Genomic DNA, 17,249 nt, shown 5'->3' on the forward strand with positions numbered 1-17,249 from the left:
TGCGCTCAGCGGCCTTTTAATTCCTGTTAATCCCTGTTTCTGCCAGATGGTTTGCGCGGAACCCCCGGCACGCCGATGCCTAGCCGTTTGGGCTCATTTGCTTTGTGATCGGTCGAAGGACCCCAGGGTTGGGGGCCGGGTTTGTTGGACGGGGCGTTTTTATTGCTTAGATCGTCCCCATAAATTACATCACCGGGACGCCAGACCCAGGGGGTACGGGAGTCCTGTGGGGGCTGTGTGCCCGTTGTCGCGTCTTTGGAGGATCCGCGCCGGGCATTACGTTTTTCGGCCTTTTCCTGTTCATAGGCGGCGGCCCAGGGCGGTGCGTCAAAGCGGAATTCGGGGCTGGTGCCGCCCTTGCTGTTGCGATAGCGGCCAGGGCGATAAACCCCAAAAACCGGCTGTTGTTTGGGCCCGCCCTGCCACAGCGGCACGTGGCGATATTTGAAAAACGGGATCAACATCAGCCCGGCGGCAAAACCGGCCACATGGGCCGCCCATGCCACGCCATCATTAACCCCGCTTGACAGATTGATCACCTGCATGCCGATCCAGAAACCCAGCACAACAACCGCCGGGACATAAAAAATAAGTACCCAGAAAAACCACACCAGAACCCGCGCCTTGGGATAAAGCAGAAAATAGGCTCCCAACACCCCGGCAAGGGCACCGGATGCGCCGATCATGGGAATTTGCGAGGATGTATCGGCCAGGGCGTGACCCAGGGCAGCCGCAACGCCGCACAACAGATAGAAGGCCAAAAACCGCCAGTGCCCCATCGCATCTTCGACATTATTGCCAAAAACCCACAGGTAAAGCATGTTGCCGCCAATGTGCATCCAGCCACCGTGCATGAACATGGCGGTAAAAATGGTCAGAAATTCGTAGCCGGGCGGGAAGGCGGCCAGTTCGGGCGGCAGTTCGACATGGCCAAACAGCACAGCCGGAATCGCCCCATATTCGATATTGGCGCGAATGATGCCACGATGCCCAAGGGATAGCGTCATCAGGAAAACAAGGACATTTACGGCAATCAGGCCCCAGGTAACCCAGGGTGTCAGGGTGGTGGGATTGTTATCCTTGATGGGCAGCATGGGCGTATGTGTCCGTAAAGATGCTGTGATGGTCCAATGTGGCAAACAAATTGATGAATGCGCAAGGCCGGTGTGATGGCAGCCGGGGGCTTACGCCATCAGGCCACGATTTTTCAGGCCACATCGGCCGCTTTGCAGGGGTGAAGCGACCCGCGCAAATAGGCGCCCAGTTTGCGATATTCGGCCTTGCGTGCCGAACTGCGCCGCCATACAAGCCCGATCCGGCGCACGGGTACCGGGTTTTCAAACGGTAAAATCGCGATGGAATCGCGACGGCGGGCCTCGACCTCCAGCGCCATTTCCGGCAGCAGGGTCGAACCGATGCCTGCGGCGACCATTTGCACCAGGGTGGACAGGCTGTTGGCCTGAAAGTCGGCAGATTTGCTCCAGCCCGCACGCTGGCAGATTTCCAGTGCCTGATCGCGCAGGCAATGCCCATCTTCCAGCAACAGCAGCTTTTCGTCCTTGATGTCGTCGATATTGATTTTCTTTTTGGCTGTTAGCGGATTGTCCGGGCTACAGGCAAAAACGAACCGGTCCTCAAACAGGTCCATTTCTTCCAGGCCCGCTTCCTCGATCGGCAGGGCAATCAGGGCCAGATCCAGCTTGCCCGCCAAAAGCAGATCCACCAGCCGTGCGGTCTGGTCTTCGCGCAGGAAGGGCTGCATTTTGGGAAAGCCAGTGCGCAGGCGGGACATGACATCGGGCAGAAGATAGGGACCGATTGTGGGAATAACGCCAACATTGATTGGCCCTTCCAGCGGCTGGTTGGCAGCATGGGCCACCACGGCCAGTTCATCGACTTCGCGCAAAATATGCCGCGCCCGCGAAACAACTTCCTGCCCCAGGGCGGTAATCAGAACCTGGCGTTTGTTGCGTTCTACAAGTTGTGCACCCAGCAGGTTTTCAAGCTCGCTGATTGCGGCTGACAGGCTGGGCTGGGTGATGAAGCATGCCTCGGCAGCACGGCCAAAATGGCCGGTTTCCGCCAGCGCGACCAGATATTTGAGCTGTTTGATGCTGGGTTGGGCTGCCATAAATTTTTCCTATCGAAAAACCAGATTTATTTTATTGGTCATAGGTAAAGCAATTAACTACAAATCGCCACTGGCGATGTTGCTTTTTGCACATGCAAACTAAATTTAGAGAGGCCCGTCGGGGGCCTTACAGGGATTATAAACATCAAGCGTTAGGAGTACAGCAATGCTCACCGTTGGAGATACCCTTCCGGAATTCAACCTTACCGGTGTTTCGGGCAAAACCGCAGACAGCTTTGCCCCGGTTACGGACAAATCCTATGCCGGCAAATGGAAGATTCTGTTCTTCTGGCCGAAAGACTTCACCTTTGTCTGCCCGACCGAAATCGTTGGTTATGGTGAACTGAATGGCGATTTTGAAGATCGTGATGCCGTTCTGCTCGGTTGCTCGACCGACACCGATTTCGTCCATGCCGCATGGCGGACCCACCACGAAGATCTGGGTGACAGCCCGTTCGTCTGGCTGGCAGATGAAAAGAAAGAACTGGCAAATGCGCTTGGCGTGATTGCAAAGGGTGAAGGCGTTGCACTGCGCGCGACCTTCATTATCGATCCCGAAGGCATCATCCGCCATGTGCAGGTGAATGATCTTTCTGTTGGTCGTAACCCGCAGGAAACCCTGCGTATTCTTGATGCGCTGCAGACAGACGAGCTCTGCCCGTGCAACTGGAACAAGGGTGAAGCCACCCTCTAAGCCATCAGGCTTGGAACAGGCTTGAAATCGGGATCGGGCAGATCATGCCCGGTCCCTTCTGACCCGCACGGAATTTGCCGTGCCATTCGGGTCATGCGCAGCCGCAAAAGGGTGCGCCGGTTCGCCCAGGCGTGCCGGAAGTAGCGTTAATTTCTTCACAAAATTCAGGATGTTTTCGATGTCTATCGCTGAAATTAAAGACTCCTTGCCGGCCTATGCCAAGGACTTGAAGCTGAACCTGGGAACCCTGTTTTCCAACCCGGGTATGACCGACCAGCAGGTTTATGGAACGGCCCTGGCCTGTGCCTATGCGTCGCGCAATGCAAAATTGCTGCGTGCTGTGGCCGCCGAAGCTGCCGGTAAACTCTCGGACGAAGCGCTTGAAGCCGCCAAGGGTGCTGCCGCCATTATGGGCATGAACAATATCTATTATCGTTTCACCCATCTGGTATCGGAAAAAGAATATGCGACCATGCCCGCCCGCCTGCGCATGAACATTATTGGCAAGCCAGGCATCGACAAAGCGGATTTCGAGTTGTTTTCTTTGGCGGTATCTGCGATCAATGGTTGTGGCATGTGTATTGATAGCCACGAAAAAGTTCTCAAACAGGCCGGCCTGAACAAGGAAGCCGTTCAGAACGCGGTCCGCATCGCATCGGTTATCCACGCGGTTGCGGCGGTTCTGGATGCCGAGGACGCGCTGGAAGGCTAATTCATAGCCTGTCCTTCTCCCCCAAGAGGACAGGAAGAATGGCAGAAGAAAAAAGTGCTGTCATTCTTGCGCCTAACCCGATGGTCGCCCCCGGCCATCGGGTTTTTTGTAACTGATTTGAAGCCTGTTGTTTTGGGGGAGGAACTGTAACATCCTGATTTAATTAACAATGAGTGTCCAGAAAGTGACGAACCGACTCGAGGACTTTCTCGGGTGATTCCAGGTGCGGGATGTGCCCGCAATTGGGGATGATGTGGCTGGTAACAGCGCCGCGGACATGGCGGGCGATGGTGTTGACCTGTTCGTCACTGCCAAACTGGTCGTCATCGCCCTGCAGGATCAGGGCGGGACAGGTGATGGCGGGCAGTTCGTCGATCATTTGCCAGTCGCGGAAGGCCGGTTGGTGCCAGGTATCGACCCAGGCACGAAAGACGGTGTCGGTTTGGTCAAAATGATGACGTTCAAGCCGTGATTTCCAGTCCGTGCTGGCATAGATTTGTGCCGCTTTTTCAATGCCGTCAAGGGTGACATCCTCGGCGAAAACATGGGCGGCCAGGCTGATGACCGCGCGGGGCACGGTGGGAAAGCGGGCGGCATATTTCAGGGCAATGGTGGCCCCGTCACTGTGACCAAACAGAATGGGGTTTTTCAGGTTCAGGCTGGTGATCAGACCATGCAGGAAACGGTCAGTTTCTTCATTATGGTAATCTATCGGGCGTGGCACCACCGTTTGCGGGTCTGATTTGCCATGACCGCGGCGTTCATACACCAGGCATGAAAGCCCGGTGGTATTTGCCAGTTTTTGAGGAAAATCGCGCCACATGCGAATGGTGCCAAGCGCCTCGTGCAGCAAGATGATGGTGGGAGCATCGTCATTTGAAGCTGCATTTTGCGGGAAGGCGGGTGCACTGACTGCTGTATCCGTATCTGGTGTTACGGTTTGGCAGGCAAGGCGGACACCATCGATGGTGGCGATAAAATCCTGAACCGGCATGGCTTTCCTGAATTATCGGTTATTCCGTACTGATTTATGGGTTTATCATGCGCCAAAAAACAAGGCCCGGCAAGTTTGCCGGGCCTTGTGGCACAATTCGTAAAACGCGATGCTTATTTCAACGCGGCACAGGCGCGTTTAATGCGCTTGCAGGCTTCTTCCAGGGCCTCGGTCGAGGTGGCATAGGAAATGCGGAAATAAGGTGCCAGGCCAAAAGCCGTTCCCTGAACCGCTGCAACGCCTTCGGATTCCAGAAGGTAGGTCACGAAATCGGTGTCGGTTTCGATCTTTTTGCCATCCGGGGTGGTTTTGCCAATGGTGCCAGCGCAAGACGGATAGACATAAAATGCCCCTTCCGGCTTTTTGCAGCTCAGCCCTTCGCATTCGTTAATCTTTGCCACAACCAGGTCACGGCGGGACTTGAACACTTCGGCGCGTTCTTTCAGGAAATCCTGCGGGCCGTTCAGCGCCTCGACCGATGCCGCCTGGCTGATCGAGGAGGTGTGCGTGCTGCTTTGCGACTGAACCTTGTTGATTGCCTTGATCAGTTCAACCGGTCCTGCGGCATAACCCAGGCGCCAGCCAGTCATGGCATAGGATTTGGACACACCGTTGCAGGTCAGGGCGCGGGCCTTCAGTTTTGGTTCGACCTGGGCGATGGTGGTGAATTCAAAGCCGTCATAGACCAGGTGCTCATACATATCATCCGACATGACATAAACATGGTCGTGTTTCAGCAGAACATCGGCCAGGGCGCGCAGTTCGGCGCGTGAATAGGCAGCCCCCGTCGGGTTGGAGGGCGAATTCAGGACCAGCCATTTGGTTTTCGGCGTAATCGCGGCTTCAAGTTCGGCGGCGGTGATTTTGAAGTCGTTTTCTTCCTGGCATTCGACAATAACCGGCACGCCTTCGGCCATCAGGGTCATGTCCGGGTAGGAGACCCAGTAAGGTGCGGGAATGACAACTTCGTCACCCGGGTTCAGGGTTGCAAACAGCGCGTTAAACAGCGTCTGTTTGCCGCCACAGCCAACGGTGATTTCGTCGATGGTGTATTCCAGGTCGTTTTCGCGTTTGAACTTGGCAACAATCGCTTTGCGCAATTCCGGGGTGCCAGCGACCGGGGTATATTTGGTCTTGCCGGCATCAAGGGCGGCCTTCGCAGCATTTTTGATGTTGTCGGGGGTATCGAAATCCGGTTCGCCTGCGCCAAGGCCAATAACATCAACGCCAGCAGCTTTGAGTTCTGCGGCCTTGGTGGTGACAGCAATGGTAGGAGAAGGTTTGATACGGCTCAAACGGTCGGCAATAAACGCCATTGGTCTGTTTCCCTGGAATGAAATGAGAAATGGAAAGACTCTTGTTCTTCCGGTTCGGACCCTACGCCCGCCACAATTTCAATTCAAGGCCATTTGGCGCTTTTGCGCGTTCTTTGCGGTGTAACCGCGATGCTAAAATATAAAATGGTGCCAGGCACAGGGGTGGAATGGGCATAACAACGCATTAGCGGGCAGTTGGTTCCCGTTTTAAAACGGTTTGGGCGGCATTCCGGCCCCTATTGTCAGGCCCCGCGCGACAAGGACAGGCCCGTGATGGAGCGAGTCTTTGTTGTCACGCAGGGCTCCTGTCGCTCTGCTGACAGTTCCTGACGGGATCTGTCAGGGGCGGGGCTTGCGAAGTCTTTATTCCGGCTTATAACTAGGGGGCAAACGAAGGCAGGTTTTTGATGAATGCACTCCCGGAATTTTTGACCAAACGCCGTCCGCCGGTTGAAGGATCGCGGAAGTTCAAGCTGGTGACGGAATACGAACCGTCCGGCGACCAGCCCCAGGCGATTGCCGAGCTTTATGACGGCATCGAGCAGGGGGAGCGCGACCAGGTTCTGCTGGGTGTGACCGGGTCGGGCAAGACATTTACCATTGCCAATATCATTGCCAAAACCCAGCGCCCGGCGCTGGTGCTGGCGCCGAACAAAACCCTGGCTGCCCAGCTTTATTCCGAGATGAAAAGTTTCTTCCCGGAAAATGCGGTGGAATATTTCGTTTCTTATTACGATTATTACCAGCCGGAAGCCTATGTGCCGCGCACGGACACCTATATTGAAAAAGACAGTTCGATCAATGAACAGATCGACCGGATGCGCCATGCCGCCACCCGCGCCATTCTGGAGCGCAATGACTGTATCATCGTGGCGTCGGTATCGTGCATTTACGGTATTGGTGCGGTGGAAACCTACCTTGAAATGACGCAGCGCATTGCGGTGGGCGATGAAGTTGACCGCAACGATATTATGAAACGTCTGGTCGAGCTGCAATATACCCGCAATGATGCCGCCTTTACCCGCGGTACTTTTCGCGTGCGCGGGGATGTTTTGGAAATATTCCCGGCCCACTCCGAAGACCGCGCCTGGCGTGTGTCGATGTTTGGTGACGAGATCGAGGAACTGGCCGAATTTGACCCGCTGACCGGGCACAAATATGCCAGCATGGATTCGGTCACGGTTTATGCCAATTCCCACCATGTGACGCCGCGCCCGACCCTGGTGCAGGCGATGCATGGCATCAAACAGGAATTAAAGGACCGCCTGGCGCAGTTCCAGCAGGAAGGCAAATTGCTGGCTGCCGAACGGATCGAGCAGCGTACCACCTTTGACCTTGAAATGATGGAAACGGTGGGGCACTGCAAGGGCATTGAAAACTATTCCCGCTGGCTTTCGGGCCGTAACCCTGGCGAACCGCCACCCACCCTGTTTGAATATCTGCCGGAAAACGCGCTGTTATTTGTCGATGAAAGCCACGTTGCCGTGCCGCAGATTGGCGGCATGTTCAAGGGTGACTATAATCGCAAATTCACATTGGCCGAACATGGCTTTCGCCTGCCAAGCTGTGTCGATAACCGGCCACTGAAATTTGAAGAATGGGATGCGATGCGCCCGCAAAGCGTGTTTGTGTCGGCCACACCGGGCCCGTGGGAAATTAATCAGACGGGGGGTGTTTTTGCGGAGCAGGTGATTCGCCCGACTGGCCTGATCGACCCGGTTTGCATCATTCGCCCGGTGGAAACCCAGGTCGATGATTTGCTGGCCGAAGCCAAGGAATGTGCGCAGAAAAACCAGCGCGTGCTGGTCACAACCCTGACCAAGCGCATGGCCGAGGATTTGACCGAATATCTGCACGAAAATGGCGTGCGGGTGCGCTATTTGCATTCCGATATTGATACGCTGGAGCGTATCGAGATCATCCGTGATTTGCGTTTGGGCGTGTTTGACGTGCTGGTGGGGATTAACCTTCTGCGGGAGGGGCTGGATATTCCCGAATGTGCGCTGGTGGCGATTTTGGATGCGGATAAGGAAGGCTTTTTGCGCTCCAAAACATCGCTGGTGCAGACCATTGGCCGGGCCGCGCGTAACCTGGATGGCCGGGTGATTTTATATGCCGATAAAATGACCGATAGCCTGGAATATGCGATTGGGGAAACCAACCGCCGCCGTGAAAAACAGATCGCCTATAACGAAGCCAATGGCATTACCCCCGCTTCGATCCGCAGTCGTATTCATGACGTGATCGAAAGTGTGGCCGAGCAGGATTATGTCACGGTCGATACCGGCGTTTCGGGCGATGTGATGATCGGGCATAATTTGCGGGCCCATATCGAAGATCTTGAAAAACGCATGCGCGAAGCTGCGGGCAACCTGGAGTTCGAGGAAGCCGCCCGTCTGCGTGATGAAGTCAAACGTCTGGAAAATCAGGAGCTGGGCCTTGCCGAGGCCGGACCAATGGCGCGCGATATTACGCCCAAAGACGGCAGTGCCGGACCGGGCTCCAAGTCGGCCAACAAGCCGAAATATAAGGGGCGGCGGCGTAAAGGCCCATAAGGGGCCTGAAGGATTTGGCATCAAACGCGAAAGGCTGCATCGTTGATGAATGCAGCCTTTTTTGCCAGCGTGGGAAAGGTGGAGTCTCAGGCGGCGTTGTAATGCACGCCGCGCCCGTCAAAAAACACGGCCAGCCAGACGGTATCGGTATCTTTTTCGGTCCAGGCGACGCGATGACGGCATCCCGGCGGGATGTAAAGATGATCGCCGGGTTTCAGGACGTGACCTTTATCCTCGGCTTCAAAGATGATTTCGGCACTGCCGGTTAACAGGATGACCCATTCGGCCGGTTGCTGATCGTACCAGCCGGTTGCGGGCGAGGATTGCCCGTGCGAGACAATGCGTTCGATGCGCAGGCAGGGCGAACGCAGGATTTCGTCAAAGATTTCGCTGTTTTTGGCATCGGGCAAGGCGGCAAAAAGATTTGCCAGTGAGGCATTGGGCATCGTTGGGCCCCTCCGTTCCGGTTGTGGGGATTGCCCGCAACATAAACCGGAACGAAGGGCGGGCACAAAGCCGACCCTGACAACGCAGCCATGCGTTTTAAACGCAAATGCCACTTACATGTAAAGTTTTTCGCCTTCCATGCCTTTATACATGTCGGCGACATAATCGGCATAGCCGTTAAACAATTGTGTGGGCACTTCTTCGCCGTTTGAGAGCAGGCGTTCCTGGGCCTGGCTCCAGCGGGGATGGGGGACCTTGGGGTTCACATTGGCCCAGAAACCATATTCGTTATCGGCAATCTGTTCCCAGTAGCTGACCGGGCGTTTGTCGGTAAAGGTAAAACGCACAATGGATTTGATGTTTTTGAAACCGTATTTCCACGGTGTGACCAGTCGCAAGGGTGCGCCGTTTTGTTTGGGGATCGGTTCGCCATACAGGCCGGTTGCAATCAGGGTCAGTTCGTTGGTGGCCTCGGCCATTGTCAGGCCTTCGATATAGGGCCACGGATACCAGAACTGCTTGAGACCCGGCATGGTGTCTTCCTGTTCGGCGGTTTGCATTTCGACATATTTGGCACCGGATGTCGGTTTGGCAAAATCCACCAGGGCCTTCATGGGAAAACCGGTCCAGGGTACGGTCATGGCCCAGGCCTCGACGCAGCGGAAACGATAGACCCGTTCTTCGAGCGGCATTTTGCGCACCAGCTCGTCGAAATCGATTTCGATGGGTTTTTCCACCATGCCGTCGATTTTGACTTTCCAGGGCGAGGTTTTAAGCGCCTGTGCGGCATCGGCAATGAATTTGTGTGACCCGAATTCATAGAAATTATTGTAATGCGTTGCCTTTTCCTTGGGGGTAATGGGCCGGTCCACCGTGTAGGCATCGTTGCGTTTGGCCGGGTACAGGTCGGCATTTGGCAGGGCAGCCTGGGCAAAGGCGCGACCAAAGGGCAGGGTGCTGGCGGCAGCACCAATTGTGCCCGCGGCGATACCCTGAATGAATTTGCGACGATTGCGGTAAATCGCCTCGGGTGTGGTCTCTCTCTCGGGGATTTCCCATCCCTTGCGAATGCGGATTAGCATATGACCCTCCAATATGGCATGTGGCGATTTCGCGGCAAAAACCTGCTCAGGGCAAATCAAACATGGGTGAGGTGGCGGTGATGCCTGTGTTTTTGCACATGGTTAGGCAGCCTTTTTTAGCTGTTTTATCTTACGCCCGGCGCGCCAGATCGGATTGATCGTGCCAGGCGATTGGTTTGGCGCTAACATGATCGAAAAACAGTCTTCCCTATTGTGATGTGGGGGAAACGAACAGGATATGCAGGCGGAAAATGTTTGAATTCAAAGATATAGAGATTTTGCAGGATATTGTGCGGGCCGGGGGCTTTCGGGCGGCGGCGCAAAAATACAATCTGTCGCAATCGGCGATTTCATCACGTGTTTCCGCGCTGGAAAAGAAACTGGGTATGATGCTGTTTGACCGGAGCAGTCGCCAGGTGCGCCTGACCGCCGCAGGCCGGCGTTTCCTGGAAGAGGCGCAAAGGTTATCGCGGGCGCGCGACCGGATCTGGCAGGAATTTACCCATCGGGAGAAATTGAGCGGCACGGTCCGGATCGGGGTGGCCGAAACAATTGTTCACACCATCCTGACCGGGATGCTTAACAAGCTGAAAGATGATTATCCCGATGTCCGCTTTGAGCTGTCGGTCGATACATCCGCACAGCTTGCCACGGCTATGGCCGATGATGCGCTTGATGTTGCCGTTTTGCTTCGGGAATCGTTACCGCAAGGTGCGGTTGCAGCGGCCTTGAAGCCGGTACATCTTGGCTGGTTCTGTGCCGAATCGATGGATCTGCCTGATACGCCGCTATCGATTGCCGATTTGGCAGCCCATGCGATTGTGACATTTCCCAAGGGAACCCCCCCTTTTCGCGAGATTGAAGGCATCTTCTCCGCCCCGGATATTTCACAGCCCGCCCTGCATGGCTCGGCATCTCTTTCAACCGTAAAGCATCTGGTTGGCGATGGTTTTGGTATTGGTGTTTTGCCAACTTTGATGGTCAAAAATTCGGTTTGGAATGAGCATATTAAGGCCATATCCGTCCAGCCCGAAGCCGCCCTGAGTGACCTTCATTTTGTGGTGGGATATTACCCGGAACGAAACCGCGAAATTGGCGAGGCCGTCATTGAGGCGGCAAGGCTGTTTGATCATTTCTGATTGTATTGGGTCAAAATGATCGGTTTGATCGTAAAAATAGATCGTTTTTTTCAATAAATGATTTGTTGACAAGATCGATCCTGTTTCTCACAGTTAAAGGCGAGGCTGAGAACAGGACAGATAAAATGACTGCTGAAAAAAGCGCATCCTGTTCCTCGAGAGACGTAACGGGGTCCATATCCATGATGAAGCCGCTTGAATTGCGGCATGCGATCCGTTCCGGAAACCATCGGGGAACGACAACAGGCTATTCCGCCGGGTATTTGCAGGGGAATCTTGCGATTATTCCGCAAAAAGACGCGGCGGATTTTCTGTCATTCTGCATGAAAAATCCCAAACCCTGCCCGCTGATCGGCGTATCTGAACCGGGGTCGCCCTATATTCCGGCCCTGGGCGCGGATCTTGATATTCGGACGGACTTATCCGGATACCGGGTTTTTCGTGGCAGTCGTGATTATCAAAGTGTGACCGACCTTAACGCCGTGTGGCGGGATGATCTGGTCACATTTGTGCTGGGCTGTTCTTTTTCGTTTGAAGCCGCAATTACATCGGCGGGCATCCCGCTGCATCATATTGATGCCGGTCGCAACGTGCCGATGTATGTGACCAATATTGAAACCTCCCCTGCGGGGCGGTTTCATGGTCCGCTGGTTGTTTCGATGCGGGCTTTCAGACCATCCGATGCCATTCGCGCCGTTTTGTATTCGGACCGTTACCGTCTTGCGCATGGTGCGCCGGTACATTTGGGCGACCCGTCGGCCATTGGTATTGCCGATATTGGCAAGCCCGATTTCGGGGACGAACCGGTTTTGAATGACGGGGATATTCCCGTTTTCTGGGCCTGCGGTGTGACGCCGCAAATGGCCATTCGCAATGCGCAGCCGGACCTGGCGATAACCCACGAACCGGGGCTGATGCTGGTGACGGATGTGCTGGCCGAAGCCGCAGAATTTACCCTTCATGCCACCCAAACCGCCTGAAACAAGTAATAAACTTTTATATCAGATGAGGATAAATCGATGAAAAAGACCGTTTCTTCCGTGCTTGTCGCAACGGCGCTAGGTGCGAGTGCCCTGGCATCGCCCGCCTTTGCCGAAGAACTTTCCGTTGTGGGTAGCTGGAGCAGCCTGCCGCTGGACAAACAGTTTGAACAGCCCTTCTGGACCAAGGAATTGCCCAAGGCCTCCAATGGTGAAATCACCGTTCAGATGACCACACATGACCAGATGGGTATTTCCGGCGGGGACGTGTTTCGTATTCTGAGTGACGGCGTTTTTGATGTGGGCATGACCGTGGGCGATTATGCCGTGGGCGATGCCCCGGAACTCGAAGGGCTGGATGTGCCCCTGGTGGCAACAACCGCGGCCGAGGCCGAAGCAATGGTGGATGCCGCCCGCCCGATGGTGGATGATATTTTCAAGGAACGGTTCAATTCCAGGGTGCTGGCGATTGCGCCCTATCCGCCGCAGGTGGTTTTCTGCAAGGGGGATGTTAAATCGCTGGCCGACCTGAAGGATAAAAAGGTGCGTGGCTCTGGCCGTATGACCACCAAGTTCCTTCAGGCGCTGGGGGCCAATGGGGTGAATGTGGCCTTTTCCGAGGTGCCCGGTGCGCTGGAACGCGGCGTGATTGATTGTGCGGTGACGGGGGCCGGGTCGGGCTACAGTGCCGGTTGGTATGAAGTGTCCGATCACCTGTTCGCCATTCCGCTGGGCGGCTGGGACCCGGTGGTGACAGCCATGAATATGGATAAATGGGACAGCCTGTCGCCGGACCTTCAAAAACTGATCACCACCGAGGTTAAGACCAAGTTTGAAGAACCGGCCTGGGCTGCGGCTGCCGGTGCCTATGAAACCGATATTGCCTGCCTGACAGGCAAGGGGGATTGCCCGCTTGGCAAACCGGCAAATATGACGCTGGTGGAACCCTCGGATGCCGACCTTGCCAAGGCAAAGGAAATCCTGACCACGGTTGTGTTGCCGGAATGGGGCGAACGCGCCGGGGCCGAATGGGTCAAACGCTGGAATGACAGTGTTGGCAAAACCGTCGGCGTGACCGTACCGTTGAACTGATCACAGCCAGCACGGAAAATCTGCGTGCTGACACTCTGATGGGGGAACCTTCAGCCGTGATAGCCTTATTGATTGCGCGTTTGCGCCGTATCAACAGCCTGATCGGATTTATTGCCGGCCTTGTTTTGGTGGCCTGTGTGATCCTGATCCTTGCTGACATCATCTTGCGGGAAGCCGGTATTTCATTTGGCGGTGCCGAGGAAATATCGGGCTATGTGATGGCCGGTGTCGCCAGTTGGGGCATGTCTTATGCCCTGGGCGAACTTGCCCATGTAAGGATTGATCTGATCCGTCTGCGCCTGCAACAGCGGGGCCGGGCCCTGCTGGATCTGATTGCGATTGTCGCGCTGGCGGCAACGGCGGTTGTGATTGCGGTGCAAAGTTGGCCGGTGCTGGCCAAAACCATCGAACGGGGGTCCAGTGCCAATACCGTGCTGGCGACACCTTTGTGGATTCCGCAATCAATTTGGCTCTCTGGCTGGATCTGGTTTGCCGTCTTTAGCTGTGTCCTGGTGATCCTGACACTGGCCTTGCTGGTCAAGGGCCGGTTTGACGAGGCCGATGCCCTTGTCGGGGCGCGATCCGAAGTGGAGCTGGAATCATGATTTATGCGGTTACAGCCTCGCTTCTGGGCTTTTTGGCCCTGTCCATTCCTGTCGGGATCGTGCTGTTTTTGCTTGGCTTCGGTGTGGACCAGTTCTTTTCCCCGTTTCCGCTCATCCGGGGGCTGGGGCAGGTTGTCTGGTCCTCATCGAATTCATCGACCCTTATCGCGATACCGTTTTTTGTTCTGTTAGGCGAAATTCTGGTGCGCGGTGGCATCGCCGAACGCACCTATGAAGCCCTGGATAAGTGGTTTTCCTGGCTGCCGGGCGGGTTGATCCATGCCAATATCGGCACGGCGACCATGTTTTCGGCAACGTCGGGGTCATCGGTGGCAACGGCGGCAACCGTGGCAACGGTCGCCATGCCCCAGGCCGAAAAACTGGGTTATGATCCCAGGCTGTTTTCCGGTGCCATTGCGGCAGGCGGGACCCTGGGCATTATGATCCCGCCTTCGATCAATCTGATCGTCTATGGCTTTTTAACCGAAACCTCCATTCCCCGCCTGTTTCTGGCAGGTTTGGTGCCCGGCCTGATGATGGCGGTCGCCTTTATGGTGATGACGGCGATTTTGTGCAAAATCAAACCGACCCTGGGCGGCTCCAGCCGGTCTTTTAGCTGGGATGAACGGTTTGCCAGCCTGCGCCATCTTGTGCCGATTGTCGTGTTGTTTCTGGTGGTGATCGGGTCGATCTATGCCGGGTGGGCCACACCAACGGAATCAGCCGCGGTGGGGGTGGCAATCGCCTTTTTGATTGCCGCCTTTAACCGGGGTGTTTCAAAAGAAATGATCCATACCTGCCTGCAGGGCACGGTGCGGATTACCGCCATGATCATGCTGGTGATTATTGGCGCCTATTTCCTGAATTTCAGTCTGACTGCCGCCGGGCTTGGGCGCGAGCTCAAGGAAATGCTGGTCGGGCTTGACCTGTCGCCGATGGGCACGCTGATGGTGATTATCGGTCTTTACATCGTGCTGGGCTTTTTTATTGAAACCCTGTCGCTGATGGTGGCGACCATTCCGATTGTCGTGCCGATCATGACGGGTATGGGGTTTGACAAGGTCTGGTTTGGCATTTTGCTGATCGTCCTGATCGAAATGGCCCTGATCACGCCGCCGGTCGGTCTCAACCTTTATGTGGTGCAAAGTGCGCGCAAGGCGGGCCGCCTGAGCGAGGTGATGGTGGGAACCCTGCCCTTTGTGCTGGTGATGGTTGCCATGATTGCCCTGCTGGTGGCTGTGCCGTCGGTCGCGCTGTTTTTGCCCGATTATTTTTAGATCGGCAGCACCGTTTATCCATTTTTTCCTGAAACATGGCTGTTGCCTGGCCCAATGCGGACCACTCCTTGATCTGGTCCGTATTGGCAGACCAGGTGCCTTGCAGCCCGACGAACCCGAACTGGAACACCGCAATGCTGATAGATTTTACTATTGATGATGGGCAACACGGTTTTGAGATAACCCATTGCACCGTTGCCGGATGGACCGGGCGTGATGCGAACGCAATCCAGCATCATATCGATGAACTTGCCGCGATTGGTGTTAAGCCGCCGTCATCGGTGCCGCTTTATTATCGCACGGCTTCGGCCATGCTAACGCGGGAGGCCACAATTGAAGTTGTTGGTAATGGCACATCGGGCGAGGTGGAACCGCTGATCGTTGCCAAAGAGGGCGTTTTGTATATTGGTCTGGCGTCCGATCATACCGACCGCGCATTGGAGGCCCATTCGGTGGCCCTGTCCAAACAGATTTGTGCCAAACCGGTTGCCGGTACCTTGTGGCGTTACGACGAGGTGGCCGACCATATTGAAAAGCTGGAACTGAAATCCTGGATCCGGGAAGGGGCAGGGGATGACTGGGTGCTGTATCAGGAAGGCACCATTGCCAGCATTCGTCCGCTGGCGGAGTTGATTGACGGGGCCGGGCTGGTTGCAGCGGCGGGCGCAAGCGGCAAGGCGGCGGCCATGTTGTGCGGTACCTTTGGCGCGAAGGGCGGGGTGCGCCCGGCATGTTCGTTTAAAATGGCAATGATGGACCCGGTGCTGAACCGCACGATCGAGCATGTTTACGATATTGTTGAACTGCCGGAAATTGCCTAAAACCGTGAAGAATAACGCAAACGCACAAGGGAGGTCGCCATATGGGTGCGATTATTGAAAAAGCACAGGCGGCAATTGATAAAGTTGATCAGCTTGGCGACCTGGCGGGCAAGATTTTTACCGATTTTGACCGGGAGCGCATCCTGCATGATGCGGCCCATGCCGAAACCCTGGTGGCAAATGCGCCAACCCCCTTGCCGTTGGCAGGTCTGCTGGTTTCGGTCAAGGATTTGTATGATGAGGCGGGCAAGGTCACGTCGGCGGCCTCCCTGCTGCTGAAGGACCGCGCCCCGGCGGCGCGGGATTGCGAAATCATCGCCCGTATCAAGGCGGCAGGGGCGGTGCCCTTTGGCCGCACCAGCATGAGCGAATTTGCCTATTCCGGTGTGGGGCTGAACCCGCATTATGGAACGCCGGGCAATGTTTTTGATCCGGATGGCATTCCGGGCGGGTCAACATCGGGCGGCGGGTTGACCGTCGCGCTGGGGCTGGTGGATATTGCGCTGGGTACGGATACCGGCGGATCGGTCCGTATACCCGCGGCCATTAACGGGTTATATGGCTTTAAGGCCAGCCGGTTGCGCATGTCGGGTGATGGTATTCATCCGCTGGCAAAAAGTTTTGATACGGCAGGCCCGTTGGCGCGCGACCTTGAAACCACGATTGTGGCCTTTGAAGTGATGGCCGGTATTGCCGTGCCGCCCGCATCGGCCGGTAAGGGCGGGGCCTTGCGCATCGGTGTGCCGGTTAATGCCTTTACCAATGATCTGGATGACCGGGTGAAACGGGATTTCGAGGCGATTTGTGCCACATTGCGTGCCGCCGGGCATGATCTGGTGGAAATTGATTTGGGATTTGTTGCCGACAATGCGGTGCTCAACAAAATCCTGGTCTCGGCCGAGGCCCACGACATTTATGCAAACGATTTTGCCAAACTTGAAACCTGTGGGGATCCGCGTGTGTTAAGCCGCATGCGCTTTGCCGACAGCCTGAGCCTGCAAGACCGTTGCGATGCCTATGCCAGGCGGACGGACGTGATTGCCAGGTTTAATGCGGCGCTGGCGGATGTTGATGTCATGATCGCGCCGACCCTTGCCATGATGGCCCCCAAGATTAGCGAGGTCGAAGCCGACTTTGACCGGCTGAATGCGATGATGTTGCGCAATACATCCTATCTTAATCTGGTGGATGCCTGTGCCATTTCGCTTCCGGTGCCGGTTGCCGGGGAAAATGCACCTGCCGCGCTGATGATTGCGGGCATACATGGTCGGGATTTTGCCGTGCTTGATGTCGCCCGGAAGTTTGATGCGCTGTTGCAGTCCTGAACTTCATTTTTCGGGCATAAGAAAAAAGCCGCCGGGCACAATACCAGGCGGCTTTTTGTCTTTTTATCGCGGGGTGCGA

The 17,249-nt window shown here is 55.6% G+C and carries 16 protein-coding genes; 10 read left to right on the forward strand and 6 right to left on the reverse strand.

The window, feature by feature from the left end:
* Positions 1 to 26 precede the first annotated feature (26 nt).
* Together TH25_RS18255 and TH25_RS18260 are read right to left on the reverse strand one after the other, a co-directional pair.
* Positions 27 to 1,094: a rhomboid family intramembrane serine protease gene (locus tag TH25_RS18255; protein ID WP_114089741.1), complete on the reverse strand. Its 1,068-nt coding sequence runs from the start codon at positions 1,092 to 1,094 to the stop codon at positions 27 to 29.
* A gap of 113 nt (positions 1,095 to 1,207) precedes the next feature.
* Positions 1,208 to 2,131, reverse strand: a complete 924-nt coding sequence (locus TH25_RS18260; RefSeq protein WP_114089742.1) for a LysR substrate-binding domain-containing protein — start codon at positions 2,129 to 2,131, stop codon at positions 1,208 to 1,210.
* 166 nt (positions 2,132 to 2,297) lie between these two features.
* Between TH25_RS18260 and TH25_RS18265 the strand changes: the two genes are divergently transcribed.
* Positions 2,298 to 2,825, forward strand: a complete 528-nt coding sequence (locus TH25_RS18265; RefSeq protein ID WP_114089743.1) for a peroxiredoxin — start codon at positions 2,298 to 2,300, stop codon at positions 2,823 to 2,825.
* 178 nt (positions 2,826 to 3,003) lie between these two features.
* On the forward strand, positions 3,004 to 3,537 hold the full coding sequence (ahpD, locus tag TH25_RS18270) for an alkylhydroperoxidase, AhpD family (protein WP_114089809.1): 534 nt from the start codon (positions 3,004 to 3,006) through the stop codon (positions 3,535 to 3,537).
* 163 nt (positions 3,538 to 3,700) lie between these two features.
* Here the strand turns inward: ahpD and TH25_RS18275 are convergent, their stop codons facing one another.
* Both TH25_RS18275 and TH25_RS18280 read right to left on the reverse strand, forming a co-directional pair.
* Positions 3,701 to 4,531 (reverse strand): alpha/beta fold hydrolase, encoded by an 831-nt coding sequence (locus tag TH25_RS18275; RefSeq protein WP_114089744.1) that lies wholly within the window; start codon positions 4,529 to 4,531, stop codon positions 3,701 to 3,703.
* Between the two features lie 113 nt (positions 4,532 to 4,644).
* A complete protein-coding gene (locus tag TH25_RS18280; protein ID WP_114089745.1) occupies positions 4,645 to 5,847 on the reverse strand; it encodes an aspartate transaminase in 1,203 nt (400 codons plus the stop codon).
* Positions 5,848 to 6,254: 407 nt separating this feature from the next.
* Here TH25_RS18280 and uvrB point away from each other — a divergent pair, with 407 nt between their 5' ends.
* Positions 6,255 to 8,402 carry an excinuclease ABC subunit UvrB gene (gene uvrB, locus TH25_RS18285; protein ID WP_114089746.1) on the forward strand — a complete coding sequence of 716 codons (2,148 nt, stop codon included), beginning with the start codon at positions 6,255 to 6,257 and terminating at the stop codon, positions 8,400 to 8,402.
* Between the two features lie 86 nt (positions 8,403 to 8,488).
* On the opposite strand, the gene TH25_RS18290 is transcribed toward uvrB, so the two are convergent.
* On the reverse strand, positions 8,489 to 8,848 hold the full coding sequence (locus TH25_RS18290) for a cupin domain-containing protein (protein ID WP_114089747.1): 360 nt from the start codon (positions 8,846 to 8,848) through the stop codon (positions 8,489 to 8,491).
* A 114-nt stretch (positions 8,849 to 8,962) separates the two neighbouring features.
* A complete protein-coding gene (gene msrP / locus TH25_RS18295) occupies positions 8,963 to 9,931 on the reverse strand; it encodes a protein-methionine-sulfoxide reductase catalytic subunit MsrP (RefSeq protein ID WP_114089810.1) in 969 nt (322 codons plus the stop codon).
* A 251-nt stretch (positions 9,932 to 10,182) separates the two neighbouring features.
* Between msrP and TH25_RS18300 the strand changes: the two genes are divergently transcribed.
* The 7 genes from TH25_RS18300 to TH25_RS18330 all read left to right on the forward strand — a co-directional run bounded on the left by TH25_RS18300 (position 10,183) and on the right by TH25_RS18330 (position 17,170).
* Complete coding sequence (locus TH25_RS18300) at positions 10,183 to 11,070, forward strand: LysR family transcriptional regulator (protein ID WP_114089748.1); 888 nt, start codon at positions 10,183 to 10,185, stop codon at positions 11,068 to 11,070.
* Positions 11,071 to 11,195: 125 nt separating this feature from the next.
* Complete coding sequence (locus TH25_RS18305) at positions 11,196 to 12,050, forward strand: putative hydro-lyase (RefSeq protein ID WP_114089749.1); 855 nt, start codon at positions 11,196 to 11,198, stop codon at positions 12,048 to 12,050.
* Between the two features lie 39 nt (positions 12,051 to 12,089).
* Positions 12,090 to 13,142 carry a TRAP transporter substrate-binding protein gene (locus tag TH25_RS18310; RefSeq protein WP_114089750.1) on the forward strand — a complete coding sequence of 351 codons (1,053 nt, stop codon included), beginning with the start codon at positions 12,090 to 12,092 and terminating at the stop codon, positions 13,140 to 13,142.
* A gap of 56 nt (positions 13,143 to 13,198) precedes the next feature.
* Positions 13,199 to 13,747 (forward strand): TRAP transporter small permease subunit, encoded by a 549-nt coding sequence (locus TH25_RS18315; RefSeq protein WP_258549213.1) that lies wholly within the window; start codon positions 13,199 to 13,201, stop codon positions 13,745 to 13,747.
* Positions 13,744 to 15,024, forward strand: coding sequence for a TRAP transporter large permease (locus TH25_RS18320; RefSeq protein ID WP_114089751.1), 1,281 nt, complete (start codon positions 13,744 to 13,746; stop codon positions 15,022 to 15,024). The genes TH25_RS18315 and TH25_RS18320 overlap by 4 nt, the downstream gene beginning before the upstream one ends.
* 134 nt (positions 15,025 to 15,158) lie before the next feature.
* Entirely contained in the window at positions 15,159 to 15,845 is a 687-nt protein-coding gene (locus tag TH25_RS18325) for a DUF2848 domain-containing protein (RefSeq protein WP_114089752.1), read from the forward strand.
* Positions 15,846 to 15,886: 41 nt separating this feature from the next.
* Complete coding sequence (locus tag TH25_RS18330) at positions 15,887 to 17,170, forward strand: amidase family protein (protein WP_114089753.1); 1,284 nt, start codon at positions 15,887 to 15,889, stop codon at positions 17,168 to 17,170.
* Positions 17,171 to 17,249: the final 79 nt, after the last annotated feature.

This window comes from Thalassospira profundimaris, assembly GCF_003326755.1.
Classification (GTDB): domain Bacteria; phylum Pseudomonadota; class Alphaproteobacteria; order Rhodospirillales; family Thalassospiraceae; genus Thalassospira; species Thalassospira profundimaris_B.

What these genes read in the sequence shown, in the direction of transcription:
- ahpD (WP_114089809.1), top strand. Translation starts at nt 3,004, where the DNA reads ATGTCTATCGCTGAAATTAAAGACTCCTTGCCGGCCTATGCCAAGGAC.
- TH25_RS18290 (WP_114089747.1), bottom strand. Translation starts at nt 8,848, where the DNA reads ATGCCCAATGCCTCACTGGCAAATCTTTTTGCCGCCTTGCCCGATGCC.
- TH25_RS18305 (WP_114089749.1), top strand. Translation starts at nt 11,196, where the DNA reads ATGACTGCTGAAAAAAGCGCATCCTGTTCCTCGAGAGACGTAACGGGG.
- TH25_RS18325 (WP_114089752.1), top strand. Translation starts at nt 15,159, where the DNA reads ATGCTGATAGATTTTACTATTGATGATGGGCAACACGGTTTTGAGATA.
- msrP (WP_114089810.1), bottom strand. Translation starts at nt 9,931, where the DNA reads ATGCTAATCCGCATTCGCAAGGGATGGGAAATCCCCGAGAGAGAGACC.
- TH25_RS18275 (WP_114089744.1), bottom strand. Translation starts at nt 4,531, where the DNA reads ATGCCGGTTCAGGATTTTATCGCCACCATCGATGGTGTCCGCCTTGCC.
- TH25_RS18255 (WP_114089741.1), bottom strand. Translation starts at nt 1,094, where the DNA reads ATGCTGCCCATCAAGGATAACAATCCCACCACCCTGACACCCTGGGTT.
- TH25_RS18330 (WP_114089753.1), top strand. Translation starts at nt 15,887, where the DNA reads ATGGGTGCGATTATTGAAAAAGCACAGGCGGCAATTGATAAAGTTGAT.
- TH25_RS18265 (WP_114089743.1), top strand. Translation starts at nt 2,298, where the DNA reads ATGCTCACCGTTGGAGATACCCTTCCGGAATTCAACCTTACCGGTGTT.
- TH25_RS18320 (WP_114089751.1), top strand. Translation starts at nt 13,744, where the DNA reads ATGATTTATGCGGTTACAGCCTCGCTTCTGGGCTTTTTGGCCCTGTCC.
- uvrB (WP_114089746.1), top strand. Translation starts at nt 6,255, where the DNA reads ATGAATGCACTCCCGGAATTTTTGACCAAACGCCGTCCGCCGGTTGAA.
- TH25_RS18310 (WP_114089750.1), top strand. Translation starts at nt 12,090, where the DNA reads ATGAAAAAGACCGTTTCTTCCGTGCTTGTCGCAACGGCGCTAGGTGCG.
- TH25_RS18300 (WP_114089748.1), top strand. Translation starts at nt 10,183, where the DNA reads ATGTTTGAATTCAAAGATATAGAGATTTTGCAGGATATTGTGCGGGCC.
- TH25_RS18260 (WP_114089742.1), bottom strand. Translation starts at nt 2,131, where the DNA reads ATGGCAGCCCAACCCAGCATCAAACAGCTCAAATATCTGGTCGCGCTG.
- TH25_RS18280 (WP_114089745.1), bottom strand. Translation starts at nt 5,847, where the DNA reads ATGGCGTTTATTGCCGACCGTTTGAGCCGTATCAAACCTTCTCCTACC.